Source organism: Nonomuraea sp. NPDC049400 (assembly GCF_044466425.1).
Lineage (GTDB): Bacteria > Actinomycetota > Actinomycetes > Streptosporangiales > Streptosporangiaceae > Nonomuraea.
Genome location: NZ_JBITMP010000001.1, coordinates 403,584 through 429,573 on the forward strand (window position 1 = coordinate 403,584; position 25,990 = coordinate 429,573).

The 25,990-nt window shown below is 71.0% G+C and carries 26 protein-coding genes and 1 riboswitch; of the genes, 13 read left to right on the forward strand and 13 right to left on the reverse strand.

Features of this window, described 5'->3' with window-relative positions; genetic code table 11:
• The first annotated feature begins 95 nt into the window (after nucleotides 1–95).
• Nucleotides 96–536, forward strand: a complete 441-nt coding sequence (locus ACIBVN_RS01730) for an SRPBCC family protein (protein ID WP_397131525.1) — start codon at nucleotides 96–98, stop codon at nucleotides 534–536.
• Between the two features lie 59 nt (nucleotides 537–595).
• On the opposite strand, the gene ACIBVN_RS01735 is transcribed toward ACIBVN_RS01730, so the two are convergent.
• Entirely contained in the window at nucleotides 596–1,354 is a 759-nt protein-coding gene (locus ACIBVN_RS01735; protein ID WP_397131527.1) for an SDR family NAD(P)-dependent oxidoreductase, read from the reverse strand.
• A gap of 65 nt (nucleotides 1,355–1,419) precedes the next feature.
• Between ACIBVN_RS01735 and ACIBVN_RS01740 the strand changes: the two genes are divergently transcribed.
• The gene (locus ACIBVN_RS01740) at nucleotides 1,420–1,881 is read left to right on the forward strand and encodes a MarR family winged helix-turn-helix transcriptional regulator (protein WP_397131529.1); all 462 of its coding nucleotides are present in this window, start codon (nucleotides 1,420–1,422) and stop codon (nucleotides 1,879–1,881) included.
• A 154-nt stretch (nucleotides 1,882–2,035) separates the two neighbouring features.
• On the opposite strand, the gene ACIBVN_RS01745 is transcribed toward ACIBVN_RS01740, so the two are convergent.
• Complete coding sequence (locus ACIBVN_RS01745; RefSeq protein WP_397131531.1) at nucleotides 2,036–3,382, reverse strand: cytochrome P450; 1,347 nt, start codon at nucleotides 3,380–3,382, stop codon at nucleotides 2,036–2,038.
• Nucleotides 3,383–3,913: 531 nt separating this feature from the next.
• On the opposite strand from ACIBVN_RS01745, the gene ACIBVN_RS01750 reads away from it, so the two are divergent.
• The 3 genes from ACIBVN_RS01750 (at nucleotide 3,914) to ACIBVN_RS01760 (ending at nucleotide 5,788) form a co-directional block, all read left to right on the forward strand.
• Nucleotides 3,914–4,267, forward strand: a complete 354-nt coding sequence (locus ACIBVN_RS01750; protein WP_397131533.1) for a hypothetical protein — start codon at nucleotides 3,914–3,916, stop codon at nucleotides 4,265–4,267.
• A gap of 83 nt (nucleotides 4,268–4,350) precedes the next feature.
• A riboswitch (SAM riboswitch) is annotated at nucleotides 4,351–4,441 on the forward strand.
• An 8-nt stretch (nucleotides 4,442–4,449) separates the two neighbouring features.
• Entirely contained in the window at nucleotides 4,450–4,728 is a 279-nt protein-coding gene (locus ACIBVN_RS01755; protein WP_397131535.1) for a hypothetical protein, read from the forward strand.
• 19 nt (nucleotides 4,729–4,747) lie between these two features.
• Nucleotides 4,748–5,788 (forward strand): TerC/Alx family metal homeostasis membrane protein, encoded by a 1,041-nt coding sequence (locus tag ACIBVN_RS01760; protein ID WP_397131537.1) that lies wholly within the window; start codon nucleotides 4,748–4,750, stop codon nucleotides 5,786–5,788.
• Between the two features lie 201 nt (nucleotides 5,789–5,989).
• Here the strand turns inward: ACIBVN_RS01760 and ACIBVN_RS01765 are convergent, their stop codons facing one another.
• The gene (locus ACIBVN_RS01765; RefSeq protein WP_397131539.1) at nucleotides 5,990–6,610 is read right to left on the reverse strand and encodes a TetR/AcrR family transcriptional regulator; all 621 of its coding nucleotides are present in this window, start codon (nucleotides 6,608–6,610) and stop codon (nucleotides 5,990–5,992) included.
• 77 nt (nucleotides 6,611–6,687) lie between these two features.
• On the opposite strand from ACIBVN_RS01765, the gene ACIBVN_RS01770 reads away from it, so the two are divergent.
• The 3 genes from ACIBVN_RS01770 (at nucleotide 6,688) to ACIBVN_RS01780 (ending at nucleotide 9,094) form a co-directional block, all read left to right on the forward strand.
• Nucleotides 6,688–7,581: an NAD(P)H-binding protein gene (locus tag ACIBVN_RS01770; protein WP_397131540.1), complete on the forward strand. Its 894-nt coding sequence runs from the start codon at nucleotides 6,688–6,690 to the stop codon at nucleotides 7,579–7,581.
• A gap of 108 nt (nucleotides 7,582–7,689) precedes the next feature.
• Nucleotides 7,690–8,283, forward strand: a complete 594-nt coding sequence (locus tag ACIBVN_RS01775; protein WP_397131542.1) for an O-methyltransferase — start codon at nucleotides 7,690–7,692, stop codon at nucleotides 8,281–8,283.
• A 283-nt stretch (nucleotides 8,284–8,566) separates the two neighbouring features.
• Nucleotides 8,567–9,094, forward strand: a complete 528-nt coding sequence (locus ACIBVN_RS01780) for a hypothetical protein (RefSeq protein ID WP_397131544.1) — start codon at nucleotides 8,567–8,569, stop codon at nucleotides 9,092–9,094.
• Nucleotides 9,095–9,405: 311 nt separating this feature from the next.
• On the opposite strand, the gene ACIBVN_RS01785 is transcribed toward ACIBVN_RS01780, so the two are convergent.
• On the reverse strand, nucleotides 9,406–10,047 hold the full coding sequence (locus ACIBVN_RS01785) for a histidine phosphatase family protein (RefSeq protein ID WP_397131546.1): 642 nt from the start codon (nucleotides 10,045–10,047) through the stop codon (nucleotides 9,406–9,408).
• Nucleotides 10,048–10,342: 295 nt separating this feature from the next.
• Here ACIBVN_RS01785 and ACIBVN_RS01790 point away from each other — a divergent pair, with 295 nt between their 5' ends.
• Together ACIBVN_RS01790 and ACIBVN_RS01795 are read left to right on the forward strand one after the other, a co-directional pair.
• The gene (locus tag ACIBVN_RS01790) at nucleotides 10,343–12,034 is read left to right on the forward strand and encodes an RNA polymerase sigma factor (protein WP_397131548.1); all 1,692 of its coding nucleotides are present in this window, start codon (nucleotides 10,343–10,345) and stop codon (nucleotides 12,032–12,034) included.
• A gap of 69 nt (nucleotides 12,035–12,103) precedes the next feature.
• Nucleotides 12,104–13,699, forward strand: a complete 1,596-nt coding sequence (locus tag ACIBVN_RS01795; RefSeq protein WP_397131550.1) for an AbfB domain-containing protein — start codon at nucleotides 12,104–12,106, stop codon at nucleotides 13,697–13,699.
• Nucleotides 13,700–13,810: 111 nt separating this feature from the next.
• On the opposite strand, the gene ACIBVN_RS01800 is transcribed toward ACIBVN_RS01795, so the two are convergent.
• The 5 genes from ACIBVN_RS01800 to ACIBVN_RS01820 all read right to left on the reverse strand — a co-directional run bounded on the left by ACIBVN_RS01800 (nucleotide 13,811) and on the right by ACIBVN_RS01820 (nucleotide 18,691).
• The gene (locus ACIBVN_RS01800; RefSeq protein ID WP_397131552.1) at nucleotides 13,811–14,287 is read right to left on the reverse strand and encodes an MBL fold metallo-hydrolase; all 477 of its coding nucleotides are present in this window, start codon (nucleotides 14,285–14,287) and stop codon (nucleotides 13,811–13,813) included.
• Nucleotides 14,212–14,544: an MBL fold metallo-hydrolase gene (locus ACIBVN_RS01805; protein ID WP_397131554.1), complete on the reverse strand. Its 333-nt coding sequence runs from the start codon at nucleotides 14,542–14,544 to the stop codon at nucleotides 14,212–14,214. The genes ACIBVN_RS01800 and ACIBVN_RS01805 overlap by 76 nt, the downstream gene beginning before the upstream one ends.
• Before the next feature lie 90 nt (nucleotides 14,545–14,634).
• Nucleotides 14,635–14,922, reverse strand: a complete 288-nt coding sequence (locus ACIBVN_RS01810) for a hypothetical protein (RefSeq protein WP_397131556.1) — start codon at nucleotides 14,920–14,922, stop codon at nucleotides 14,635–14,637.
• Between the two features lie 77 nt (nucleotides 14,923–14,999).
• Nucleotides 15,000–17,105 (reverse strand): SpoIIE family protein phosphatase, encoded by a 2,106-nt coding sequence (locus ACIBVN_RS01815; RefSeq protein WP_397131558.1) that lies wholly within the window; start codon nucleotides 17,103–17,105, stop codon nucleotides 15,000–15,002.
• Between the two features lie 182 nt (nucleotides 17,106–17,287).
• Nucleotides 17,288–18,691 carry an arabinose isomerase gene (locus ACIBVN_RS01820; protein WP_397131560.1) on the reverse strand — a complete coding sequence of 468 codons (1,404 nt, stop codon included), beginning with the start codon at nucleotides 18,689–18,691 and terminating at the stop codon, nucleotides 17,288–17,290.
• Between the two features lie 127 nt (nucleotides 18,692–18,818).
• Here ACIBVN_RS01820 and ACIBVN_RS01825 point away from each other — a divergent pair, with 127 nt between their 5' ends.
• Complete coding sequence (locus ACIBVN_RS01825) at nucleotides 18,819–19,433, forward strand: TetR/AcrR family transcriptional regulator (protein WP_397131562.1); 615 nt, start codon at nucleotides 18,819–18,821, stop codon at nucleotides 19,431–19,433.
• Here the strand turns inward: ACIBVN_RS01825 and ACIBVN_RS01830 are convergent.
• The 3 genes from ACIBVN_RS01830 to ACIBVN_RS01840 all read right to left on the reverse strand — a co-directional run bounded on the left by ACIBVN_RS01830 (nucleotide 19,414) and on the right by ACIBVN_RS01840 (nucleotide 22,163).
• Nucleotides 19,414–20,781, reverse strand: coding sequence for a xylan 1,4-beta-xylosidase (locus ACIBVN_RS01830; protein ID WP_397131564.1), 1,368 nt, complete (start codon nucleotides 20,779–20,781; stop codon nucleotides 19,414–19,416). The genes ACIBVN_RS01825 and ACIBVN_RS01830 overlap by 20 nt on opposite strands.
• Before the next feature lie 120 nt (nucleotides 20,782–20,901).
• Complete coding sequence (locus ACIBVN_RS01835; RefSeq protein WP_397131566.1) at nucleotides 20,902–22,038, reverse strand: mandelate racemase/muconate lactonizing enzyme family protein; 1,137 nt, start codon at nucleotides 22,036–22,038, stop codon at nucleotides 20,902–20,904.
• Nucleotides 22,035–22,163 carry a hypothetical protein gene (locus ACIBVN_RS01840; protein ID WP_397131568.1) on the reverse strand — a complete coding sequence of 43 codons (129 nt, stop codon included), beginning with the start codon at nucleotides 22,161–22,163 and terminating at the stop codon, nucleotides 22,035–22,037. Before ACIBVN_RS01840 ends, ACIBVN_RS01835 begins: the two co-directional genes overlap by 4 nt.
• Nucleotides 22,164–22,310: 147 nt before the next feature.
• Between ACIBVN_RS01840 and ACIBVN_RS01845 the strand changes: the two genes are divergently transcribed.
• Nucleotides 22,311–23,261, forward strand: a complete 951-nt coding sequence (locus ACIBVN_RS01845; RefSeq protein ID WP_397131570.1) for a sporulation protein — start codon at nucleotides 22,311–22,313, stop codon at nucleotides 23,259–23,261.
• A gap of 213 nt (nucleotides 23,262–23,474) precedes the next feature.
• Nucleotides 23,475–24,431, forward strand: a complete 957-nt coding sequence (locus ACIBVN_RS01850) for an ArsR/SmtB family transcription factor (protein WP_397131572.1) — start codon at nucleotides 23,475–23,477, stop codon at nucleotides 24,429–24,431.
• Nucleotides 24,432–24,454: 23 nt separating this feature from the next.
• Here ACIBVN_RS01850 and ACIBVN_RS01855 read toward each other — a convergent pair whose 3' ends face one another.
• Nucleotides 24,455–25,933, reverse strand: a complete 1,479-nt coding sequence (locus ACIBVN_RS01855; RefSeq protein WP_397131574.1) for an Nramp family divalent metal transporter — start codon at nucleotides 25,931–25,933, stop codon at nucleotides 24,455–24,457.
• Nucleotides 25,934–25,990: the final 57 nt, after the last annotated feature.

Consider the following 25,990-nt stretch of genomic DNA (forward strand, 5'->3'; position numbering starts at 1 on the left):
GGGTGTGGGGTGGCGCCGATCGCGCCGAGGCGATCATTTGCGCCCGTGACCCCGATACTGGGCAGATCACTCATCGACGCCCAGGAGGCCGAGCCGTGCCGGAGACCTCGCTGCGTAACGTTTTCCACGTCGCGGCCCCGACGTCCGCGGTGCTCGCGCATCTGAGCGAGCCGTCGAGCTACGTGGGCCTGTCGCCGCTGGTGGTGGAGGTGCGGGACGTGCGGCGCGAGCCCGGCCAGACCCGGTTCGTGTCGGTGGAGCGCTTCCGGTTCCTGGGCTTCCTGCGGTACGACAACCTGATCGAGGTGACGTTGCGCGCCTCACGCGAAGGCGTCGAGGGCGAGGTGGACAGCCCCGGCGGGGTGCGGCTCGACTACCGGTTCCGGCTGGCCGCCGAGGGCGGGGTGACCGAGGTGGAGGACGTGCTGACGGTGCGGGCGACGTTCGGGCCGCTGCTCCGGTACGCCGCCCGCAAGGCCAGGGAGGTGCAGCTCGCCCGCGCGGAGGTCCTCGCGGAGCGAGCCCGTACCCTCTGAACAGGGTTTCCCCGGCCGCGCCTGCACGGAGGGGGCCACGCCGGCGGTCCGACCCTCCGCTAACGCGTCAGGTGCCGCCCGCCCGCCACGGAGAGCACCTCGCCGTTGGCGTGCCCGTTCGCGGCGGAGCCCAGGTAGGCGACCGCGGAGGCGACGTCCTCCGGCGTGCAGATGCGTCCCGTCGGCGTCTTCGCGCCCTCGGCGTCGACGGCCTCCTGCCCGAACTGCGGCCAGGTCAGCGCCTTCTCCGTCAGCGTGAAGCCCGGCCGCACGACGTTGGTGAGGATGCCGTGCCGGGCCTCCCGCACGGCGAGCACCTTTCCCGCCGCCTCCAGCGCGCTCTTGGCGGCGGGGTACGCCACGCCCGCGGGCAGCGGCTGGTCCACCACATCGGACGAGATCAGCACCAGCCGCCCCCATCCGGCGCTCCGCATGCCGGGAAGCACGGCGTCGACCAGCGCGAGCGTCCCTGTCACGTTCCCGGTGAGGCCGGCGGTCAGGCTCTCCCACGTCTCCGGCCCCGCCACCGGCCAGGAGACCGCGTTCGCCACCAGGACCGCGACGTCGCCGAGCTCGCTCTCGACCTGGCGCACCACCGCCGCCGCCGACTCGGGGTCATGCTGGTCGGTCCGCACCGTGATCGCCTTGCCGCCCGCCTGGTTGATCGAGTCGACCAGGGTGCGGGCCCGCTCCTCGTTGCCGTGCCAGCCCGCGGCGACGAACGCCCCCTCCGCCGCGAACGTCCTGGCGATCGCGCGGCCGATGTCACCGGATGCCCCGGTGACCAGCACGACCCGCCCGTTGAGTCCTAGATCCATCAGCTTCTCCAATAGTTAGCCGACTACTTATTAGCCGACTATACACACTCGGTAGGATGGATGCTGTGGATGCAAGTGAAGTGATGCGCATCAACCGGGCGCTCAACAAGATGAGCAAGCTCTACCGCGCCGCCAAGGCGCGCAAGCTCGCGGCGCTCGGGCTGCACCCGGGGCAGGACGTGCTGCTGTGGCTGCTGGCTCAGGAGCCCGAGGGCATGACCGTCAAGGAGCTGGCGGCGCGGCTCTCCATCGAGCCGCCGACCGCGACCCGCAGCCTGGCCCGGCTGGAGGGCGGCGGGTGGTTCCGCCGCGAGGCGGTGGCCGGTGACCGCCGCCAGGTGCGCGTCCTGGTCACGGAGGCCGGCCACGAGCTGGTGCCCGCCATCGAACGCGCATGGGCGGAGCTCGCCGAGGAGGTCATGGGCGAGACAGGCGAGGATCGGCGCGAGATCGCCCTCACGGTGCTGGAACAGGCCAACGACCGGCTCCGCCGCCTCGTCGGCGAGGACGTCCTGGCCGAGGAGTGAACCAGCCCCGAGCGTGTGGACCTCGGCGGACCGGTCCGGGTGTCTGGCGCGAGCTCGGGGGCTTGGCGGGCCGGTCAGGGTCTCTTGCGTGAGCCCGGGGCTCGGTGGGCCGGTCCGGGTCTCTCGCGTGAGCACGGGACCGGCCCGCGGGCTTTCATCGCCCGCGACGCAGCGCGCGCAGGAAGCCCCACAACCCGGAACGGGACGACGCCTGCCCGGCCTCGTCCGCCGGCGCCGGCTGCGCCGCGAGCGCCTCGCCGTCGAAGCCGCCCTCACCGGCCGGTACGTAGATCTCGGCGAGCTCGTACTGGACGGGCAGGGAGCGCAGCGCCCGCATGAACGGCGAGGGGCGCCAGGGCAGCTGGTCGGACGGGAGCGCCAGCTTCACCTTGGAGAGCCTGGCGAAGAGCCGGCGCACGGCGATCGTGGTGATCTGGATCGCCAGCCGCTGGCCCAGGCAGCTGTGCGGCCCGGCGCCCCAGGCCAGGTGGGCCCGGGTGCTGCGGATGGCATGCCGATCGAGCGCCCCCGCGAACCGCGGATCGGCGTGGGCGCCCGCGACGGAGAGCATCACCGGATCACCCGCGGCGATCGTGTAGTTCCCCATCTTCACGTCCGCCCTCGGGAAGCGGAACGTGAGGTTGGCCATGGGCGGGTTGAGCAGGGCGACCCGGTTCACCGTCTCGTCGATCGCGCCGACCGACAGGCTCGCCCGCACATCGGGGTTGGAGACGACCTCGACGACCACGTTGCAGACCAGGCTGGCGGTGAAGTCGAGCAGTCCGGGCAGCATGAACAGCTCGCGGGCCAGCTCGTCCAGCGTGAGGTCCGGTTGGGCGCTGATCATGTAGGAGGGCAGGTCGTCTCCGGGGCGCTCCCGCTTGGCGGCGGCGAGCTCCGTCATGGCCTCGTACAGGCGCCCGAACGCCGCTGCCGCGTCGGGACCGGCGTCGGCCATCCGCCAGATGTCCATGACCACCTCCTCGCCGCGGGCGGCGGCGAAGCCGAGCATGCGGTTGGCGACCATCAGCGGGAGCGGCCGCGCGTACTGTGCCGCCAGGTCCGCGAACCCCGTGGAGCCACCTTCCGACAGTACGCCGATGAGGTCGTCGGCGTACTGCGTGATGGCCTGCTCCAGCAGCTGGGCCTGGGGGTTGGAGTGGTCCTGGAACGGCGCGAGCGCCTGCGTCCACGCGGACCTCAACCGGCGCTGCGCGGCGCCCTCCGAGAACGCCGAGTTGTTGGCCTGGAAGATCGGCAGCAGGGGCCAGTCCGCCGGGATCCGGCCCTCCACGTGCGCCCGCCACCTGTCCACGTCCTTGCTCCAGATGCCGCCCTTGTTCTGCAGGACGTTGAGCACCTCCTCGTAGCCGAGGACGAACCAGACCGGCACCCCGAGGAGCTCGAGCGGGGCCACCGGGCCGTACCTGCCGCGCAGGCGTTCGTGGACGAGTGCGGGGTCCGCGTCGTAGTCCCTGGTCAGCAGCGGTTCAACGGACATCGACTCCAGCGTTTCTGCGGGCTGCTGGGGCCACGGGCCGTGGATCACGGGGTGAACTACCTCTCTGATTGCCGCTCCCTTCGCGACGCCGCTGCATATGTCACGGCACGAGTGACGCGCTCTGGGAGCTTTCGGCCGATTCGCTCAAGAGGTCTGCAAGCATCACGCATAGCGCCCGATCATGGCAAGAGCAAAGTGCACTCGCTGTCTCGGAGTACGGACGCTACGTGGTCTGCCCTGATGCACGTACGTCGCCACTGGGTACGTCGACGGCCCCGACGCCCGCCTCCTCCGCATCGCGTGCTGTCGAGGAGCCGTCTCGCGCCGAACCATCCTCAGCTACTGCCGTCAGCACCGGTGTGCCTTCCCTGCCAGCGCTGCAACGCCGACCCGGCTACAGCTCCCCGGCACGGAGCCTGCATGGATCGAGGGCCGGCTCCGCCGGGCGCGCTCGGCGGGTAACCGTATGATCGCGATGCGTGTTAGGGTCTTGGGCGGCTTTTATCCCCAAAGATAAGGCAATGAGGAAGTATGCGAAAGAAACTGGTAGCCGCTGCACTGATGACGGGAATCGTGGGCACGCTCGTTAGCGGCGTACCCGCGGCCAGCGCAGCCACCAGCGCCGACGCAAAGCTGAGGTGTGTCACCCACACGACGTGGGTCAAGGGCAACACGCGGTACCTGAAGGTGAGGAACGGCTGCAGCAGCACCGTCAAGGTAAACATGATCCAGACCGGGCCTGACTCCGGCTACAAGAAGATCACGGTCGGAAAGACGCGCACCTGGGAGGGGGGCAGTTCGCGCAAGCCCTGCGGCCTCCGGATCTACTACAAGGGCACGCGCTACTACAACAAGCTCTGGTCCCCGGTGTGGGGCATTTGCTAACCAGTAGATCGGCGGGCCGCCTGGGAACTGCTCGGCGGCCCCTGGTCTGACGCTCCCCGCCGGGAACGGACGATCGGATCTCGCCATCATCCAGAGGACCCGAGGGACCTGGCCCTGCGACGGTCCGGCAACCTGCCCTGACAGGAAAGGTGCCACTGCCAGGATCGATGAGGTGAGATCCGATGAGCGTACCGCTCGACGTTCCCATGCTCTACGGCCCTTTTTTCTGGCTCGAACCCATGGCAGCGGGAGCTCGACGCCGCGAGGCCGACGAAGGTGACGCCGAGCAGCGTCTGGCCGCGATCCGCGCCGACGTACAGTGGCTCGCTGGCCGGATTTGTCCTACTCTGGGCCAGACGAGGGGAGTACTTCCCAAGCGTCGATCCGGTCAGTACGGACGTTATCTGGCGTCCCCGGACGGCCACCCGCACCCCCGGGTGAAGGAGACCTCGAACGGCTGAGCTCGTTCGAGGAGGTTTCATGTCCCCGGGGACAATTCTGGCTGCGCCCGATCAGGGCACGATCGCTTCACCCGCACTGTGGTCGATCACCGTGGCCGCCCTGATCCTGCTGCTGGCGATCGACATCGTGCTGACCCGGCGCCCGCATGAGGTAGGTATGCGCGAGGCCCTGGCCTGGTCGGTCTTCTACCTGGTGCTGCCGGTGGGCTTCGGCGCTTACCTGTGGGGCGTCTTCGGCACCGGGGTGGCGGTCGAGTTCTTCACCGGATACGTGGTGGAGAAGTCGCTGTCGGTGGACAACCTGTTCGTGTTCATGCTGCTGCTGTCGGCGTTCGCGGTGCCGCACGAGCTGGCCCAGCGGGTGCTGCTGTACGGGATCGTCGGGGCGCTGGTGCTGCGGGCGGTCTTCATCGCGCTGGGCGCCGCGGCGCTGCAGAGCGGCACGTGGGCGTTCCTGCTGTTCGGGGTGGTCCTGATCGTCACCGCGGCCAAGGTGCTGAAGGGGGACGACCAGCACGTCGACATCGACTCCATGCGCAGCGTCCGGCTGCTGCGCCGCTTCATCCCGGTCACCGCCGACTATCGCGGGTTCCGGCTGGTGGTGCGCGAGCAAGGCCGGCTGGCGATCACGCCGCTGGCCCTGGCGACCGTGGCGGTGTTCGCCACCGACATCGTCTTCGCCGTCGACTCGGTGCCCGCCGTGTACGGGGTGACCGAGGACCCCTTCCTGGTCTTCGCCACCAACGCCTTCGCGCTGCTGGGCCTGCGGGCGCTGTACTTCGTGCTGCGGGACGTGCTCACCAAGCTGCGCCATCTCAACTACGGCCTGGGTGTCATCCTGGCGTTCATCGGGGTCAAGCTGGTCCTCCACTGGGCGCACGGCCTGTGGGCGTGGGTCCCGCAGATCCCCACCCTCGCCTCGCTCGGCGTCATCATCGCGGTCCTGATCACCGTCACGCTCACCAGCCTGTACGCCGACAGGCGCACCGCTTCGGCGGCCGGAGGCGGCGACGAAGCCGGGCGGGTCAGGCCCCTGGAGCGCGAGCCGGTCGACCCTTGAGATCGGCATCGGCATGGCGGCGCCCGCGGGCGAGCCGCGCGTTCGCCTGCCGGTCCGTGGGCCGCGCGCCTGAATGAACTGGGCCGCGCGCCCGAATGAACGGCGAAACTCCCGGCCGCGACATCACGGCCGGGAGTGGTGCCGTGGCATCGGGAATTCCGGCTTACCGGATGCGCTGCGAGGGCAGGCGGCCGCCGGCGGCTAAGGGCGGGCGGCCAGGCCGTCCAGTGTGACGGTGATGAGGCGGTCGGCGGCGGCGGGTGACACGTGCTCGTGGAGCCAGGCGGCGGCGGAGGTGAGCGCGGTCACGTCCGCGCCGGTCGCGTCGGGACGTACGGCGCCGGATTCGCGCGCCCGCGCGACCAGCCGTTCGCCGATCTCCGCCATGCGCAGGCACGAGTCGTGCAGCTCCGACGCCTCGTCGTCCAGGCCGTCCGTCAGCAGGGAGGCCAATCCGCTGTAGGTGGCGGCGTGCGCGGTCGCCGCGCGTACCCAGCCGGCCAGCGCCGAGCCGGCCGGGGCCCTGTCGTCTGGCGTGCCCGGCGCCGAGCGGGCCAGGGGTCGATCGTCCGGTGCCGAGCCGGTCAGGAGCCGGTCGCCCAGCTCGAACAGGGCCTCGTTGCGCTCTCGCAGCAGCGCGCCGACCAGGGCGCGGCGGCTGGGGAAATGGCCGTAGAGCGTGCCGATGGCCACGCCGGCGCGGCGGGCGATGCTCTCCAGGCTGGAGTCGACGCCGCGTTCCTTGAAGGCGGCGTCGGCCTCGGCCAGGAGGCGCTCGTAGTTGCGGCGGGCGTCGGCGCGGGGCCGGCGGGTGCTGGTCATGCGGGCGTCCCCAGTAATTCGAGGTAGCCTCGATATAGTGTTTTCGAGGTTGCCTCATCTTACCGGAAGGACTACACATGATCTTGATCACCGGAGCCACCGGATCCATCGGCACGCATCTCGTGCGCCTTCTCCTCGACCAGGGGGTGGCCTTCAAGGCGCTGGTCCGCGACAGAGCCAAGGGCCGGGCCCGCGGCTGTGACGTCGTGGTCGGGGACTTCGACGAGCCCGCCTCGCTGGCCGCCGCCATGGACGGCGTGGACCGGCTGTTCCTCAACGCGGGCGGTGCCCAGCCGGTCGAGGGGGAGCAGCCGATGATCCGCCAGCAGAAGGCGGCCATCGACGCGGCGCGGGCCGCCGGCGTGTCGACGGTGGTGAAGGTATCTGTCTGGGGCGCCCACCAGGGCGGGCGGCTGGCCGAGGGCGCGCACTGGGAGATCGAGGAGTACCTGAAGGCCTCCGGGCTCAGCTGGTCGATGCTGCGGCCGAGCGGTTTCATGCAGAACTTCATCACCGGTGCCGGCGCGTTCACCGCCGACGGGAAGCTCCTCGACGGGTTCGGGGGCGCCCCGGTGTCTTACATCGACTGCCACGACATCGCCGCCTGCGCCGCCGCCCTGCTGACCGGATCGCACGGCCTCGGGGAGACGTACGTCCTGACGGGTCCGCAGGCGCTCACCTCGGCCGAGATCGCGCGCGAGCTCTCGGCGGCCCTGGGCCGGACGTTCGGGCACGCCGCGGTGTCCCCGGACGAGCTCGCCGCCGCGCTGCGCTCCGAGGGACTGCCCGCGCAGTTCGCCGACGACTTCGCCGAGCTCTGCCGGGAAGTCGCGGCCGGCTCGCTGGCGGCCACCACGACCGCGGTGCGGGACCTCACGGGCCGCGCGCCCCGCACGTTCGCGGAGTTCCTCGCCGCCAACGAGAAGGCACTGCGAGCCGGACTGCTCGCCACGACGAGCCCGGACGTCTGACCCCCGCCATCGCCGGGACTCCCCGAGCGGTACGGTTTCGAGCTGCATCACCGTCCAGGAGCCGCGGATGTACGGCCTCGGCCCTGTGATCGAGGGCCTCAAGGAAGGATGACCGTGGACACGTCCCTGGAAAGCTACCTGCAGGACCTCTACCAGCGCGGCCGCGAGCACGACGCCCCGCTGGCCGACCGCCTCCTCAGGCTGCGCAACATGACGCCCGCCGCCGCGGGGCTGATCGCGCTGCTCATCCGGGCGCAGGGCAGCCGGAACGTGCTGGAGATCGGCACGTCCAACGGCTACTCGGCGATCTGGTTCGCCGACGCCGTGCGGGACACCGGAGGGCGGCTGGTCACGGTGGAGGTCGACGGCGAGCGGGTCGAGCGGGCCCGCGCCAACATCGCCGCGGCCGGGGTGGCCGAGCACGTGAACGTGGTGCACGGCGACGGCGGCGAGGCGCTGGCGGCCGCCGCGGACGCGTCGGTCGACCTGGTGGTGCTCGACGCCGAGCGGCCCGCGTACGTGGACTACTGGCCCCACCTGCGGCGGGCGCTCGTGCCCGGGGGCGTCATCGCGGTGGACAACGCCGTCAGCCACAGTGAGCAGCTCGTCGAGTTCCACGAGCTGCTGGCGGCCGACGGGGAGTTCGTCGTGCGGCTGATCGAGGTGGGCGACGGGGTGCTCACCGCGGTCCGGCGGCGCTAGGGCCTCTACGCTCTGCTACACCCAGTCCGGCTGCAGCCAGTCGAACACGGTCCACCACAGAGGTCAGGCCGTCACGGTCGGCCGGCGACCGCGCCAGGCCCGCGCGGAACGCCCCGGTACAGGTCGTTGGTGTACGGCGGGCCGACGTCGAGGTGCTTCGCGGGCATGCTGCGCCGGCGGGTGATCCGAATGCGGCGGCGCCTGCCCGCAACTCCGCGAATCCCCAACAACCAATCCGGACCATCACTAAAGTGATCAAGTCAAAGATCAAGGAGGTAGCACGATGAACCGAACGAACGCCCTACGGATCGGCCGATCGGCGCTGGTGGTGGCGCTGGCGGGCGGGCTCGTGCCGGTCGCCGTCGCGCCCGCCGCGCTCGCCGCCGAGAAGGCGACGCTGGGACCGTACGGGTACGGCAGCCTGAAGCTCGGCATGAGCGCCGCGAAGGCGAAGGCGACCGGGAGAATCGTCCGCAAATCAGTGGGTGACCACGCCGGATGCACGGGCTGGGACCTGAAGGAGAACCCGTACCCGAACTACCGGGTGGGGATGTACATCTCCAAGAAGTACGGCATGACCATGATCGTCGCGCCCACTAGCCTCAAGACGCCCCAGGGCATCGGCGTCGGCTCCACCAGGGCGCAGCTGAAGACCGCCTACCCCGGCCTGAGGCGTGGTCCGGGCGGCTATCCCACCGCCGGCGTGCCGGGCAACAAGAAGGCGCTCTACCTCTTCTACGTGTCCAACAAGACCAACCAGGTCGCCGGGATGACCCTGGTTCTCGCCAAGCACGACTGCCGCAAGTACTAGCCGGTGTTGATCGCGCGGAATGTTCCGCTGGTCAGCCTGTAGGCGCTGCTCAGGCACGTCCACCTCAGGCCACAGCGCTACCTCAGGCCGCACCAGGACCAGTGCTCCAGCGCGCCCGCGAGCACCACCAGCGGCAGACCCGCGCAAGAATCGACGTGGTGCTCGGCGCCGTGGTGCCGCAAGGATGAGCACTTCGGGGCCGAGCGTACCGTCAGCCCTCCCCGAGAAGCTGTCGATCAGGTTGTCGCGGATCTCGAGCAGTCGGGCTCGCTGCGCCACCTCATCAGCCGTCGAAGCAGGCCAGGCAGAGGTCAGCCGGCTTTGGCGGAGTCGAGATGGCGGGTGTCACCGAGGCTGACGACCGTGCGGTTGTGGAAGAAGTCGTCTTCGCGCAGCGTGGTGATGCTGCCCGATGCCACCCGGAAACTGGCATAGCCGACCGCCGTGATCGGCATCTTGATCCAGGACGCCACGACGAACGTCAGGGAGCCGCCGTGCGTCACGATGATCTGGTGTTCGCAGGGGCGCTGCAAGATCTCGTCCATGGCCGCGTAGATGCGCTGCGCACACGCCGCCTTGGTCTCGGCACCCGCCACGCCCTCGTCGTGTTCCAACCGCTCCCCGGTAGCCGGCGGCGGGACGAATCGTCGGTCCAGCCACTCCTGCGGCCTTCCCCCCGCCTCTCCGTAGGATTTCTCCCGCAGTCTGCGGTCCAGGATCGGTTTCACGCCGAACAGCTCGGCGACCTTCTCGGCTGTTTGCCGGGTGCGCCGCAGATCCGAGGAGAACAGCTCCACATCGGCGCCGTCCGGGATCTGCGCCCGCAGCGCCTGGGCAATGGAGGCCGCCGCGCTGAGGCCGGCTGGCGTCAGCTGCGAATCATGCCAGCCGCCGACGACCCTCTCGACGTGGTGCGTCGCCTCAGGATGGGTGACGGCGTAGATGGTGCGCATGAGTGAGCTCTTCCTGTAGGGGGGCTGTTCTTGGGTGATCTTAAGAGTGATTCACGAGTTCTCTGAATTTCGATGATCATGGCCCTGCGGCCCGCGATCCGCGCCCTGCTGACCGCCGCCGGCGCTCACTGACCAGCGCTCACCTGCGCTCACTGACCTGCGCCCGGGTGAGCGGCCGCCCGCTGGCCGGTCCCGGGGCTGTGTGGGCGGTGGCGTTGGCGTCCTATAGGCGACAAATGGAACAATGCACGCTTTGTGCGGTCTGAATGGTGTCGCTCCCAGGGCGAGGTGACGGATGCACGCGCGACCGACGTATGACGTCGAGACGGTGCTCGCGGCCAGGGCAGGCGATCGTGACGCGATCGGCGAGCTGGTCAGGAGCCACCTGCCGCTCGTGTACAACATCGCCGGGCGCGCCATGAACGGCCATCCGGACGTGGACGACGTCGTGCAGGAGACGATGGCCAGGGTCGTGGCGGGCGTGTCCGGGCTGCGCGACCCGGAGCGTTTCCGTTCCTGGGTGGTCGCCATCGCCATGAACCAGGTACGCGAGTGGCGGCAGGCCAGGGCCGCCACCCTCGCCGCACTCGACGAGGCGCTGGGCATGGCCGACGCGGCCTCCGACTTCGCCGCGCTCACCGTCACCCGCCTCGGCCTGTCCGGGCAGCGCAAGGAGGCCGCGGAGGCCACCCGCTGGCTCGACGCCGACGACCGCGAGGTGCTCGCGTTGTGGTGGATGGAGGTGGCGGGCGAGCTGACCAGGGCCGAACTGGCCGCCGCGCTGGAGACGAGCGAGCCGCACGCCGCCGTACGCGTCCAGCGCACCAAGGGCCGGTTGGAGAGCGCCCGCGCCGTGGTGCGCGCGCTCGCGGTCCAGCCGCGCTGCCCCGAACTGGCCGCCGCGGTGGCGACCTGGAACGGCGTGCCGTCCGACCTTTGGCGCAAGCGGTTGTCCCGGCACGTGCGCGACTGCCGGGCCTGCACCGGCCGGCTCGCCGACCTGGTGCCCGCCGAACGGCTGCTGGCCGAGCTCGGGCTGGTCGCCGTCCCCGTGGGCATCGCGGCGGGCCTGCTCGAAGCCGCTCGTACGGCCGCCGCACCGGCGCTGAAGGGCGGCCTGCTGGCCAAGGGCAAGGCGGCGGCCGGCTCCGCGCTGGCCGCCAAGCCGATGGCGGTCACCGCCGCCGGCGCCACACTGATCGCCGGAGGCGCGGTCGTCGTCCAGACCATGCGGCCGGAGGCCCCGCCCAGGCAGGCCACACCGGTGATCGTGTCGTCCTCGCCTGTCTCCTCACCCGTGTCCTCACCGACGTCGTCGCCGCGCCCGTCCAGGAAGACGACGAGGAGCCCGTACGGACGGACGGTGGACCAGGTGGACCAGGCCCCGCCCAGGAACCGGCCCCCGGCCCCGCTGCCGCGCCGCCCCGCCGGCACGGTCAAGATCGGCGGCAAGCACGGGTACTCCCGGTTCGGCGGAGCCCCGTCGATCACGCACCGGGGCGACTACGTCACCATCACCGGAAAGGGCTACGTACAGGTGCGGTGGGGCATCCTCTACCGCAACCGGGTCGGCCCCTTCCAGCCCGCCACCTGGACCGGACTGAAGGGCAAGCTGTTCCACGTCGCCTCGGGCGGCGGCCGGCGCATGGACGACGAGCAGGCGTCCGGCGTCACCTGGATGGGCTCGCCCGAGACCGGCTTCGTGCGGCTGCCCCGCGGCCAGCAGCAGATGTGGCAGAACGAGTTCTACTACCTCGACGGCAGCGTCACCCTGCACAACAACGAGAGCGGCACCGACATCGACCTCACCATCGCGCCCAAGACCTGGCAGGAGGTCTGGGGCGACATCTCCACCAGGCCGGACCCGGCCAAGGGCATCCTGCGGTACGGCCTGACCCGCGACACGGGCGACGACCGCGCCCCCGTACCGCAGTACGTGACCAGGGCCGCGCATCCGGCGCGGGTCCCCCAGCACAGCCGGGTTTGAGAATTTCTGTCATCCCCGCCGCCCGCGCCCGTCTCCTGTGACCAGAGTGACTCCTGGGAAAGGATCCATATGACCACGCAGCCCTCCCGTCGAAGCGTGCTGAGGGCCGCCGTCACCGTGGGGGCGGGCGCCGCCGTGCTGCCCGCCCTGCCCGCTGACGCCGCGGCGGTCAAGCACCCCGGCCTCCTGCACACGCAGGCGGATTTCGACCGGATGCGGGCGCAGGTGAACGCCGGAGCCCAGCCATGGAAGGCCGGCTGGGACAAGCTGGTCGCCAACGGCCGTTCCAGGAGCACCTGGAAGGCACGGCCGCTCGAGACTGTGGTCAGGGGCGGCACGGGCGCGAACCACGTCCAGCTGGCCATCGACGTGGCCGCCGCCTACCAGAACGCGCTGCGCTGGAAGATCAGCGGCGAGAAGGCCCACGGCGACACCGCCCGGGACGTGCTCAACGCCTGGTCGGCCACGCTGAAGGCGGTCAACGGCAACGCCGACCGCTACCTCGCGGCCGGGATCCAGGGCTGGCAGCTCGCCAACGTCGGCGAGATCATGCGCGGCTACCCCGGCTTCGACTTCGAGCGCTTCACCAAGATGATGCTCACGGTGTTCTACCCGATGAACGACCGGTTCCTCAGGGAGCACAACGGCGCCTGCATCACCAACTACTGGGCCAACTGGGACCTGTGCAACATGGCCTCCATCCTGGCCATCGGCGTCCTCGCCGACGACCAGGCCAAGGTGGACCAGGCGGTGGAGTACTTCAAGCACGGCAAGGGCAACGGCGCCATCATGAACGCGGTGCCGTTCCTGCACCCCGGCGGGCTCGGTCAGTGGCAGGAGAGCGGCCGCGACCAGGGGCACACCAGCGTCGGCGTCGGGTGGATGGGCGTGCTCTGCGAGATGGCCTGGAACCAGGGCATCGACCTGTACGGCTACGCCGGCGACCGGTTCATGAAGGGCGCCGAGTACGTGGCCAAGTACAACCTGGGCGAGACGGTGCCGTTCACCACGTACAAGTGGGGGCACAGCACGACCTGCGCCCAGCGCCAGCAGACGGAGATCTCCGCCGCCGGGCGCGGCGCCACCGAACCGATCTGGGCGCTGCTGCTCAACCACTACGGCGTGCGCCGGGGGCTGGCCGTGCCGTACATCGAGGCGTACAGCAAGCGGGTCGCCCCCGAAGGGGGCGGGGGCGACTACGGCGGCAGCAAGTACGACCACCTCGGCTTCGGCACGCTGACCTTCACCCGCGCCACCGGCGGCGGGCTCCTGGCGACGGGGGTGTCGCGGGCACTCGAATCAGTCAACCGCCAGAAGGCGTACATCCAGGCCACGGGCCGGATCGGCGCCGACCCGCTCGTCCTGAGGGTGGTGCCGGGGCTGGACGGCGCCAAGGGCTACTCCTTCGTCGCCCCTGACGGCCGTTACCTGCGCCATCGCGACTTCGTGATCCGTTTCGAGGCCAACGACGGGACGGCGCTGTTCAGGCGCGACGCGACCTTCCACGCCCGGCAGGGGACGGCCGGGGGATCGGTGCGGCTGGAGTCGGTCAACTACCCGGGCCGGTTCGTCCGCCACCGCGGCGACCGGCTGCGCCTGGACAAGGCCGAGGACACGGCCCTGTTCCGCGCGGACAGCTCCTTCCGCCCGGTCACGCCGTCCTGACGCGCCCGATCCTCGGGTACGTCGGCGGCAAGGCGCGCGACGCCCCGGGCCCTTGCCGGCCTGGGTCGTCGCTTCCCGCTCGCCCCGATCGGCTGTGGAGCGAGGAGCCGGTCACAGGTCGACGGTCATGCCGTCGTACGCGGCGGGCAGGTCCGTGTCGGCGAGCCTCGCCAGCATGGAGGGCGACATGTGCGTCAGCACGATGCGGCCGGCGCGCAGCTCGTCAAGATGGGCGCGCAAGGTCCGGTAGTCCAGGTGATAGCGGATCGGCAGGTCGTAGGTGTACGACTCGGCGGCGAACAGGCTCGCGCCGCGGGCCACCTCGACGAGCGCCGGAGTCCACTCGGTGTCGCCGGAGTACGCGAAGGCCGACTCGCCGTCATCGACCCGCACCGCGAGCGGCGGGGCGCCGCATTCGTGAACCACCTGCCACGCGCGGACCGTCAGCCCGCCGACCTCCGACGGCGACCCGTCCGCGGGCAGCTCGCGCACCTCGACGGGGAAGCGCCGCGTCACCCGGCTTGAGCCGGGATACAGCGTCTCCATCGCCTCGGCCAGCCGCACGCCCGTGCCCGCGGGCCCGAGCACGTGCAGCGGCTTCGTCGCCGGCTGAACTGGCCGTCGAGCACGAGGAACGGCAGCCCGCCGAAGTGGTCGCCATGCAGATGGGAGATCACCACGGCGTCGACCGACCGCGGATCGATCGCCTGGGACTTCAGCGCGGTCAGGCTGGTGGCGCCGCAGTCGACCAGCACCACGAGGTCGCCGGACGTGACGCTGATGCACGTCTGGAAACGCCCGCCGCTGCCGAACGCGTCCCCACTGCCGACGAAGCGCACCCGCATTCGATCATCGTCACACGACCGGTGATCATCCGCAAAGACGGAAAGGTCGCCCGGGGTCTGTTATGACGCGGCCATGCTCGGCGGCGACCGCTACACCGTGGGGCCGGCGGGGACGCCCGCGCCGAGGTCCGGGTCCTCGGCCCCGATGGAGGCGAGCAGCTCGCGGACCTCGGCCCGCGCCGACGCGGCCGCCGCCTTGTGGCCGCGCTCGCTGTGCACCTCGGCGAGCTGGTGCAGCGCGCGGGCCTGCCAGATGGGGGAGTCGATGGCCGTCGCGAGCTGCCGCGCCCGGCCGAGCCTGCGCAGCGCGGCCTCGTGGTCCCTCCGTGAGGCGGGGCTGATCGTCAGCCGAAGGTCCGGCGGCAACGTGATCCACACGGTCACACCCCTCGGCGCGGCCCTGCTGAGCCACGTCCACCGCTGACGGGCTCACATCCAGTGCTCACGTCCAGGGCTCACGTCCGGCAGAGGAGCACGGCGATGTCGTCCGTACGCTGCTCGACGGTGACCCCCTTGATGAGCGACTCCGCCAGGTCGTGCAGGGGCTCGCCGGCCGAGGGCGTGAAGCGCTCGGCCAGTTCGTCGATGGCCTCGCCGATCCCGACGCCCGGCTCCTCGATGAGGCCGTCGGTGTAGAGGGTCAGGACGGAGCCGGGCGGCAGCGGCACCTCCGAGGTGGCGTACTCGGCGTCGGGATCCACGCCGAGCAGCAGCCCGGGGGAGAGGCCGAGGACCCGGGTGCGCCAGCCGGGCCGGCCGAGCAGCGGCGGCAGGTGGCCCGCGCTGGCCAGGCACGCGGTGCGCTTGCGCAGGTTCAGGCTGACGTACAGGCAACTGGTGAACCGGTCGGGGGCCAGGTCGCTGAGCAGCCGGTTGGTGTGCGCGAGCACCTCGCCGGGGCTGGCCCCCGCGGTGGAGTGGGCGTGGATGGCGGTACGCACCTGGCCCATGAGGGCGGCGGCGGTCACGTCGTGGCCCTGCACGTCGCCGATGACCGCCGCGGCCATGGTGTCGCTCAGGCGGATGAGGTCGTAGAAGTCGCCGCCGATGTCCATCCCGGGCGTGGCGGGCAGGTAGCGGGCGGCCAGCTCGAGGCCGGGGATCTCGGGCAGCGTGCGCGGCAGCAGGCTCCGCTGCAGGCACTGCGCGAGCTGGTGCTTGACGTCGTAGAGCCGGGCCCGCTCGAACGCCTGGGCGATCAGCCCGGCGAGTGCGGTGAGCGTGGCCCGCTCGTCGGCGCTGAACTGGTGCGGACGGTCGAACGCGAGGATGCACGTGCCGATCGGGCGGCCCGAGGTGACCAGCGGCAGGAACGCCCAGGCGGACATGTCGTCCGAGCGGACCGCGTCCGGGTACGCCCGGCGCAGCTCGTCCCACGTGGCGAAGAACGCCGGCTGGCAGGCGTCGAAGGAGTGGTTCGCCGGGTTCGGCGGGATCAAGGGACGGCCGTCGAACTCCTCGATGGCCCCCTTGCTGTAGCCGCGCGAGGCGTCGACGCGCAGCCGCCCGCCCTTCGAGGTGAGGATGCACAGGGCCTGGACGTTGTAGAGCGGCATGACGTGGTGCGCCACCAGGTCGACCACCTCCTGCGCGGTCATCGCCCGCGAGAGGCTGGTGGCCAGGTGCAGCATCTCGTGCAGGGCGATCGTCCTGGACGAGTCCGCGGCGACGCCCGCGAGGCGGCCGGGGCCGCGGTTGCCCGCGCCCGGCGCGATGCGCATGGTGATCCCGGTCAGGCCGGGAAAGAAGCGGAACGACAGCTGCTGCTCCGCCGGGTTGCGCGCCGTGAAGTGGGTGGCCTGGCGGCCGACGACCGCGGCGCGGTAACGGTCCACGTACACGGGGTTGTCCAGCCACGGCAGCGCCTCCCACAGACACCGGCCGAGCAGCTCGGACGCGGAGCTGCGCAGCAGGTCGGCGGCAGGGGCCGTCAGGAGGGTCACGCGCCCCTCCGTGTCCAGCGAGCAGTAGCCCTCGGGCAGCCGGTTGAGGCAGTCGAGCGCGACCATGTCGGCCCGTGGGTCGGCCCGTGGGTCGGCCTGCGGGACGAAGTCCAGCGCGCGGGGCCGGGGCCCAGGCATGATCGGGCGCCCCCGCCCGGCCGCCTCCTCGAGCAGGCGGGCCATCCGGGTGGTGACGTCGTCGATGACGTCGAGCTGGGCCTGGGAGAGCCGGGACACCCGCCCGCCCGGCCAGAGCAGCAGGAACCCGCCCCAGACGGTGTCGTCGCCGCGGAGGGGGGAAGCGGCCACCGCGAAGTGGTACGGCACGGACAGCGCCGCCGCCGGGAACATGCGCACCAGGTCCTCCCTGCCGGCGAGCCACAACAGCCGCCCTTCGCGCACCGTCATGGCGATGGGCACGGGGTCGCTCATCCTGACCCTGGCCCATGCCTTGGCGATCAGCTCCGGGAGTCCCAGCTGCGCGTCCATCCGCAGGACTCCGCCGTTCTCGTCCTTGAGGTAAGTGGCGCCGATGTGCGCTCCCGTGGCGGCGACGGCTTCGACCAGCAGCTCGTCCAGGCGGGACGAGCCGCTCGGCGAGGCGTCGTTCCCCAGCACCGCCCTCAGCCCGCCTCGCTCACGTTACGTGAGCGCCACAATCGCCGAAAACCGCTCATATCGGGCAGAATACTCGCCCGTATGTAGCGGATTTCTTACGTTGTGCTCCCGCATAGATCTAGGAAAACGGCGCCGAGGAAGATCTCGCTTGACGTAATCGCGAAACGCGGTGCCAGGTGGGGTCAGATCTGGATGAACTCCGTTTCCAGCAGGTGGGCGAGGGCCTTCAGCTCGGCGGCGCGGTGGCCGGTGCCGAGCGCCCAGTGGTGGGACATGCCGGTGGCGCTCCAGTCGTCGGTCCACTCGCCGGGATCCCGGCCGAAGTCCACGCGGGACGTGGTGTTCCCGATCTGCAGGTGCGGCCCGTCCACGGTCTCGCCCTCCGAGGCCACCAGGGCGAAGCGGCCGTCGCGGCGCTGGATGATGCCGAACGCCGTCACCGGCCCGTGCTTGACGTCGAACTCCACCGACACGCCCCACCCGCGCTTGCCGTGGTAGACCCCGAGCCCGCGCAGCAGCGGCCTGCGGGCGCTGATGGCCAGGTGGGCGGGGCCGTCGTGGCCCATCTCGACGTGGCCGCGGTGGAAGTCCAGCGCCTGGAGCTCGGTGAACGACCCGCCCGCGCCCAGCCGGTCCATGATCAGCATGGCCAGGCTGGTGCGCAGCTCGTACTCGCCCGCCGCCGGGATGCCGCGCGCGGTGAGCAGGGACGCGCCCAGGATCATCCCGGCGCCGAGCCGCTCGTGCATCTCCCCGTCCAGGCCGCGGTGGTAGTACGCCAGGCTGTCCAGCGAGAAGTCCTCGACCAGCCGGTCGAGCCCGGCGGAGACGCGGCAGGCCCACTCCAGGTCGGTGTCGTTGACGCTGTCGGCCAGCTCGAAGATCTTCTCGGTCTCGGCCCGCTTGGCGGCGACCTCGGCGTCGGTGACCTTTTCCACGCGTACCCGCAGGTCGTCGAACTCCAGCACCTCGACGTGCCCGCCGAAGTTCGCCGAGACGAGCGTGAGGTCGGTGGAGACGTCCAGCATGCCCGGGTAGAGGTGGCCCATCAGCCCGTGGCGGCCGTGCCGCAGGGCGGCGCGGGCCCCGGCTGCCCGCACCCAGCTCGTGATCCGCGCCCAGGCGCGCTCGTCCTCCAGGTAGCCCGACACCGAGCGGAACGGGATGCCGCACCGCTGGAAGGCGTTGGCCATCTCGGGCAGCGGGCAGGCGCCGCAGTAGGCCAGCCACTGGCCGGTGTCGAACGTGGCGTGGTCCATCGACTCGGTCGGCTGCAGGTTGATCAGCAGCACCGGCGCGCCGCTGCGCTGGGCGATCGGCACGAGCATGGTGGCCGTCATGTACGTGGTGAGGAACCCGACGATGAGGTCGCAGTCGGCGGCCCGCAACTTCTCGGCCGCCGCCGCGCCCTCCTGGGCGTCGGAGATGAACCCGACGTCCACGATCTCCGCGTCCAGCTCCCGCATCCGTTCGGACACCCGCGCGGCCGATCGCTGGAGCTGGGGGAGGAGATCGGGGAACTGCGGCCAGTACGCGCCCAGCCCGCCGGCGACCAGTCCGACACGGGTCTTCGTCTTGCGTGCCACGGTGAAGCCCTCCTGAGGGGTGAAGGGAGGATGCCGGGAAGTTTTCGGACAAAAGTATAGATCTTTTCCAAAACCTCACCAGGGCTGCGCCAGGCGGATAATGGAACCGTCCGGTACCATTTCATTCATGCCCGTACCCAAAGGCGCCTCGCTCGACCCCGTGCAGACCCGGGCGACGATCCTGCGCGCCGCCACGACCCTGCTGTACGAGCGGGGGCTCGACGGCGTCGGGGTGGCGGAGCTGTGCGCGAGCGTCGGCGCGTCCAAGGAGACGCTCTACCGGCACTTCGGCTCGAAGGACGGGCTCGTCCAGGCCGTGCTCGAGGCCCGCAGCGACCACGTCGTGCACTGGCTGCGGGAGGCGGCCGACAGCGCGGGCGACGACCCCGCCGGCCAGCTCGCCGCGGTCTTCGACGCGCTCGGGAGCTGGTACGCCGAGCCCGCCTTCCGCGGCTGCGCGATCGTCAACGCCTCCACCCAGCGGCACGACGGTCCCCCGCGCACCGTCGCCGCCCGGCACCTCGACCGCCACCTCGACCTGCTGACCGGCATCGCCCGCCGGGCCGGGGCCCGCGATCCGGAGGCCCTGGGCCGGCAGCTGCTCATGCTGGTGGAGGGCGCCACCGTGCTCGCCGACCACCACGGCGAGGGCGAGGCCGCCGAGCTGGCCAAGCAGGCGGCCCTCGCCCTGCTGCGGCAGGGCGGCGCGGCGTCCCGGCCGCTCAGCGGCCGGTCCACTTGATCTCGTACGGCTTGAGCGTGTGCTCGTCGCCGTCCACGGTCGTGGTGACCTCGGCGTCGGCGGTGTTGACCAGCAGCAGCTGCTCGGGCTGGGCCAGCACCCTGACCTTGGCGTCCGATGAGGTGACCTGCTCCAGCTCGGCCCCGGCGGGGAACCACTTGACGAAGTTGGCCAGCAGCCGGCCGGTCGGCGTCTCCGCGCCGGTCCCGGAGTCCCACAGGCACGCCTGGCAGGCGCTGCCCTTGGTCTGCGGGTTCCAGTACAGCGCCGTGGCGGCGCCGCTCCGCGCGAACTCGATCATCGAGGCGGCCTGCACGGCGAGCCGCTTGGGCTCCGGCCACGTGGTGCCGTCCTCGGGCACGAAGTACCACTCTGACCACCAGACCGGCAGGTCGCCGACCTTGCCGCGCAGCCACTTGGTGACCGCGCCGAACTTCGCCAGCGCCCCGAACTCGTCGGGCAGCAGCTCGTGGGCGTCGGTGGGCGAGGCGCCGTCGACCACGACGAAGTCGGCGCCCTTCTTGTTCTCGAACCAGTAATTGAAGGCGTCAAGGGCGTTCTGGTTGACGACCCCCCAGTCGCCGCGCAGCTCGGAGTCGCCGGTCCTGTTGCTGTCGAAGCCGAGGTACGGGCCGCCGATCTTGGCGTCGGGCCGGGCCTTCTTCACCGCGTCGTACACCTTGTTGTACAGCTCGGTGTAGCCCTTGTAGTCCGCGGGCTTGGAGTGGTCCTTCCAGAAACCCTTCAGCTCGTTCCAGACCATGAAGTACTTGACGTCCGTGTACCTCGAGGCGACGGCCGCCGCCAGCTTGGCGAAGTCGTCGAAGTGCTGGGGGTAGGGGGCGTCCTCCAGGTGCTCCCGCCACGCCGAGTCCTCGGTGGGGCCCTGGGGGCCGCCCTTCATCCAGTCGGGGGCGCAGCACAGCGTGATGACGGGGACGCCGCCGGACTGCTTCATGAGGTTGAGCCGGCTGTCGAGGTCCTCCCAGAAGTACTGCCCCGGGTAGGGCTCCGGGTTGAGCGCGCCGAAGCCCATGATGTGCTGGTTCTGCAGCATCGGGGTCTGCGACAGCCGCCTGGCGACCGCCTGCTCGAAGCCCGGGTTGATGTTGTTGGCGCTGACGCCCGTGTGGGTGAAGCCCCAGCGGGGCCAGCCCTCGTCCACCTGCGGCCGTTCCTCCGGCGCCGGCTGGGACTGGGCAGGGGGCTGCTGTTGCCGGGCTCCAGTGGTCCCCTGCTCCGCCCGGTCGTTGCCGGAGCAGCCCGTCACGACCAGCGTGACGGCCGCCGATAAGGCGGCCGCCCGGCAGAGCCGCCGCCAGATCCATCCCCCGCTTGTCGATGCCACTCGAATCTCACCCGATCCTCGCCATCGCCATGCCGCCTGTAGCGTTCCACGGCAGGCGGGAAAGGGGCACACCGCGAGCGAGGTTCACAGCTAATCGTTATCGTCCGGCTGACGCGCGCCTCAGACGTACCCGGTCGAGCCGTCGGGGCGGATGGGCAGGACACGTTCCCAATGCACGTAGTCGTCGGTGCGCAGGGCCGACTCGTCGATCTCCACGCCCCAGCCGGGCCGGTCGGGCCGCAGCTCGAGGTAGCCGTCCACCGGCAGGTACGGGTCCGGGCACCACGTCGTCTTGTCCGGCTTGTACTCCAGCAGCTTCAGCCCGTGATGGGCGGCCGCGAAGTGCACGTTCACCGCTGTCGCCAGCGGCCCCATCGGGTTGTGCGGGGCCACGCTCGCGAAGTGGGCCTCGGCGATGGCGGCGATCCTGCGCATCTGGGCCAGCCCGCCGACCACGCACACGTCCGGCTGGACGATGTCCGCCCCGCCGGCCGTCAGCAGGGCCAGGAAGTCCTGCGGCAGGAACAGCGACTCCCCGGTGGCGAGCGGCACGTCGAGCTGGGCCCGCAGGTGCCCCCACGCCGGGATGTACTCGGGCCTGATCGGCTCCTCGAACCAGAGCGGGTCGTACGGGGCCAGCGCGTTGCCGAGCTGGACCGCCTGGCGCGGCTCGAAGATGCGGGCGTGCGCCTCGAAGGCGAACTCCCACTCCGGCGGGCTGATCGAGCGGATCTCGGCGAAGTAGCCGGCCGCCTCCTTGCACACGTTGCCCCACCGCCCGGCGTACAGGTCGCGCCGGTACGGGCTCAGCTTGAAGGCGGTGAAGCCGTACCTGTCGTTCATCTCCTGGGTGAGGTCGCGGCAGGCGGGCGGGTCAGGCGCGGTGTAGACGCCGCAGTAGACGGGGACGCGGTCGCGTACGTTGCCGCCGAGCAGCATGTAGACCGGCAGGCCCGCCGCCTTCCCCGAGATGTCCCACAGGGCCTGGTCGATGGCCGAGATGGCCGCCAGGCCGATGGCGCCCGGCGGGAAGCGGGCCTCCTGGAGCAGGCGGCGCACCACGTACTCGACCCGCCGCGGGTCCACGCCCTCGATCTGCCGGAACATGTACTCCAGCACCGGCGGCAGCGCGTGGTCGGGCCCGTGGTTGTAGGCCTCGCCCCAGCCGGCCAGGCCCTCGTCGGTCTCGATCTTCACGAGCAGCCGCGGCCGATTGCCGACGCGCTGCATGTACGTCCGCAACGCGGTGATCTTCATGCTTCTCCCTCTCGCCAGGCGGCCAGGATCGTGGCCACCTCCTCCCGTACGGCCTCGGGCAGCGCCCGGCTGGGCGGCCGGACGTCGCGTCGCCCGCGGAGACCGCCGGCCTGCTCCGTGACCACATCTGCGGCTTCGTCGAGCGCGTCCTGGCCAACGGCGGCCTCTCACCTTCTTCCTGAGGATTCACGCAGGTGGCGCGGAACTCGGGCGTCGGCGCGGATCGTTGGCCCAGCGGTACACAACCGATCTTCGACAGGGAGAACAGAGCCGTGGTCTTCAAACGGATGCTGGGTGCTTTCGGCGTCGGCGCGCCCTCGGTGGACACCGTGCTGTCCACCCCGAGGACCCAGCCGGGTGGGACGCTGCGGGGGGAGGTACGGCTCAAGGGCGGCGACTTCGACGCCCAGATCGAGCACATCACCCTCGGCCTGGTGGCCCGGGTGGAGATCGAGCACGGCGACGGCGAGCACGGCGGGCTCGGCGAGTTCGCTCGCCTCCAGGTGTCCGGGCCGTTCACGCTGCGCCAAGGGGAGGAGCGCGTCGTCGATTTCGAGCTGCCGGTGCCGTGGGAGGCGCCGATCAGCGAGATCGGCGGGCAGCCGCTGACCGGGATGGCGGTGGGCGTGCGCACCGAGCTGGCCATCGCCAAGGCCGTCGACAAGGGCGACCTCGACATGGTGGCGATCGAGCCGCTGCCCTCGCAGCTGCGCATCCTGGAGGCGTTCCTGGGGCTCGGGTTCGGCTTCAAGTCGGCCGACCTGGAGGCGGGCCACCTCTACGGGGTCCACCAGGAGCTGCCGTTCTACCAGGAGATCGAGTTCTACCCGACCGGCAGGTACGCGGGCCGGGTGGGCGAGGTCGAGGTGACCTTCGTGGCCGATCCCGCCGGGCTGGCGGTGGTGCTGGAGGCGGACAAGCGCGCGGGGCGCTTCTCCTCGAACGACGCCATCGGCCGCTTCCACGTCAGCCACCAGGACGCGCTCCACACGGACTGGGCGGCCGAGCTGGGCCGCTGGCTGGACGGCCTGGCCCAGTACGCGCCCGCTCACCACGGCGGGCACTACGGCGCGGTCCACCACGGCGGGCACCACGGTGGTCCCGGTCTGGGGGCGGTGGCCGCCGCCGGCGCCGCGGGCGTCGTGGGCGGCCTCGTGGCGGGTGAGATCGTCGAGGAAGTGGTCGAGGAGTTCTTCGAAGGGGAGGGCGGGGACGACTGGTGACCCGGTGGCGCGCCGCTGCGGCAGCCGGTGAAGTCCGGCTGCCGCAGCGGCGCGCTCGGTCGACCGGGCCAAAGGGCGCAAAGCCACGTCAACCGTGCAAGCGGGCTTCAAGCAAGGGGAAAGCGTCAGGAATAGGTTCGGACATCGTTACTTGATCGAGTCCGACCTGAAGGAGCCGACGTAACCAGCACCACTGTGTGGAGCGAACTGCGCGTGACCTCCACGCCGCAGCTGTCCATCTCGATCTCCCCGCACCTGACCGCCCTGGCCATGATCGCTGACGCCCTCGCCGGCCGCCGCCGCGGCCTGCCGGAGCGCTGGCGCAAAACGATCAGCTCGCGGGTCGGCAGGCAGGGACACCGGGCCGTACGCCCCCTCGCCGCGCCCGGCTACTCGGTGGTCCCCGACAGCCTCGTGCCGCGTACGCCCGTCAGCGGGGACGTCTCCGTGCAGGCCCAGATCGGCGCCCTGCGCGACCTCCCGTCCGACCGCCTGATCAATGATCTGGAGCAGGCGTTCGGCCGCGGGCCGCTGCCCGCCCACTGGCGCTCGGCGGCCGAACGCCCCGCCCCCTGGCTGGACGGCTACGCGAGCGCCCTCGCCGACGTCTGGCACGCCGCCGAACCCCTGTGGGGGCGCGCCCGCGCCCTGCTGGACAGGGAGGTGCGGCGCGTCGGCGTGGCCACCGTCCGCGGCGGCCCCGAGTTGCTGCTCGGCGCGCTCAACAGCCGCATCATGTACGGCGAGCGCGGACTGCTCATCGCCGACGTGGAGCCGAGCACGTACGAGCTTGGCGACCGGCGGATCGTCCTGGTGCCGATGCTGGCGGGCAAGGACGCGGTCATCGTCAGCCTCGACCACGAGGAGGCGGTCTGGATCGCGTACCCGGTGCCCGGCGCGGAGACGCTGTGGAGCCGGCCCGCCGCACCGGCGCACGACGAGTTGTCGGCGCTGGTCGGGCCGGTCCGCGCGGACCTGCTCGTCGCGATCGACCGGCCCATGACCATGAGCATGCTGGCGGCCGGCGTGCATGTTGCGCCCAGCAGCATCACCTACCACTGCGACCGGCTGAGCGCCGCCAAGCTGATCGCCAGGGAGCGGCGCGGCCGCGAGGTCTGGATCACCCGCACGGAGCGGGCGGAGGAACTGCTGGAGTTGTTCCGCCGCTGACAGGCGCTCGGCACGGCGACTGGTCAGAACGTCACCAGCGGGTCTCCGATGAAGTCGGCGATGAAGTTGACGAAGAAGAAGCCGAAGAACAGGAAGTTGAGCACCAGGATGACGTAGTGCCACGGGCGCGGGCGGGCCGGGCGCGGCAGTTTGCTGTTCAGATACATCAGCAGGAACGGATAGATCAACGCGCCCAGGTTCGACATGTTGGCCGACCACTCCACCAGCCCGACCGGCAGCGACTGGAAGATGATGATCGAGATGGCGATCAGCAGCAGGATCATGAACGGGTAGTAGAACCGCCGCGGGTCCCCTTCGATCAGGGCGCGCAGGCGCGGGCTGCTGGCGTTCGCGGCGTCGGTCGTCACGCGTACCATCGCCTCGAAGATGCCGAGCTGCGTGGAGAAGAGGATCAGCACGCCGACCACGAGCGCGATGTAGAAGCTCACCCGCCCGTACTCATCGCCGAGCGCGCTCGCCACGAACGTCGGCACGTTCGCCCGCGTCGGCTTCTCGCCGGCCATCGTGACGGCCTGCGCCATGAGGATCGTGGGGAGCAGCATGCCGAGGACGGCGCCGACGAAGAACACGCCCCACATGTCGATCAGCAGCAGCCGGTACCACCTGCGCCACAGGCTCCGGTTGCGCTCGTCGTCGGGGAAGGTGACGCCGCTGGCCCTGATCTCGCGCCGCTCGCCGCGCAGGCCCGAGATGTAGCCGACGCGGTAACCCATGCCGTAGCCCTTGTCCCGGTAGTGGCCCATGACGTACCAGTTCAGGCCCGAGGCCAGCGCGGTGAACCCGGCCAGGGCGCCGAGCTGGGTCGCCGTGATCCCGGCGGGCGGGGCGGCCGGGGTGAGGAACCCGCGGATGCCCTCCCACCACTGGCTGAACGGCACCACGAGCAGGTCGACGGCCACCAGGGCGAGGAGGATGGCGCCGACCATCACCCAGTTCGCCAGCTCGAGCGCGCGGCTGACGCGCTTGGCGGCCGCGGTGATGAGGAACACCAGCACCAGCAGGCCGATGGCCCACCAGCGCGGCTCGACGTCGCCGGCAGCCGGCGCGACGCCGTGGACCAGTGCGTAGACGCCCTGACCCGCCGACGCGGCCCATCCGCCCGCGACGAACGCGAAGATCACGATGAGCACGGACAGCGGCACCCAGAGCGGCCACCCCGGCGGCACCCGCCCCCAGCCGACCACGGGCGTCTCGCCGGTCGCGAGGACGTACCGTGAACACTCCACGTTGTAGAACGTCTGCAGCAGCGCCGACACCACGATCACCCAGCCGACGCCGACGAACCCGTACTGGCCCACGTTCAGGGGCCCGGGCAGCCATTCGCCGCTGCCGATCGAGATGCCGAGCGCGATCAGGCTCGGACCGACGGCGTACTTGAACAGTTCCTTGGTGCCGATCTTGGAGACCTTGAAGACCTCCTCCGGCGTGGGCAGGTCGGTGACTTCGAGATCCGGGCGGCTGACTCCGAGTGGGTGCGACATCTCACTGCCTCCTGCCGCCAGCGTGATCCTTTACCGCGGCGGCTTCAAGGCCCAATT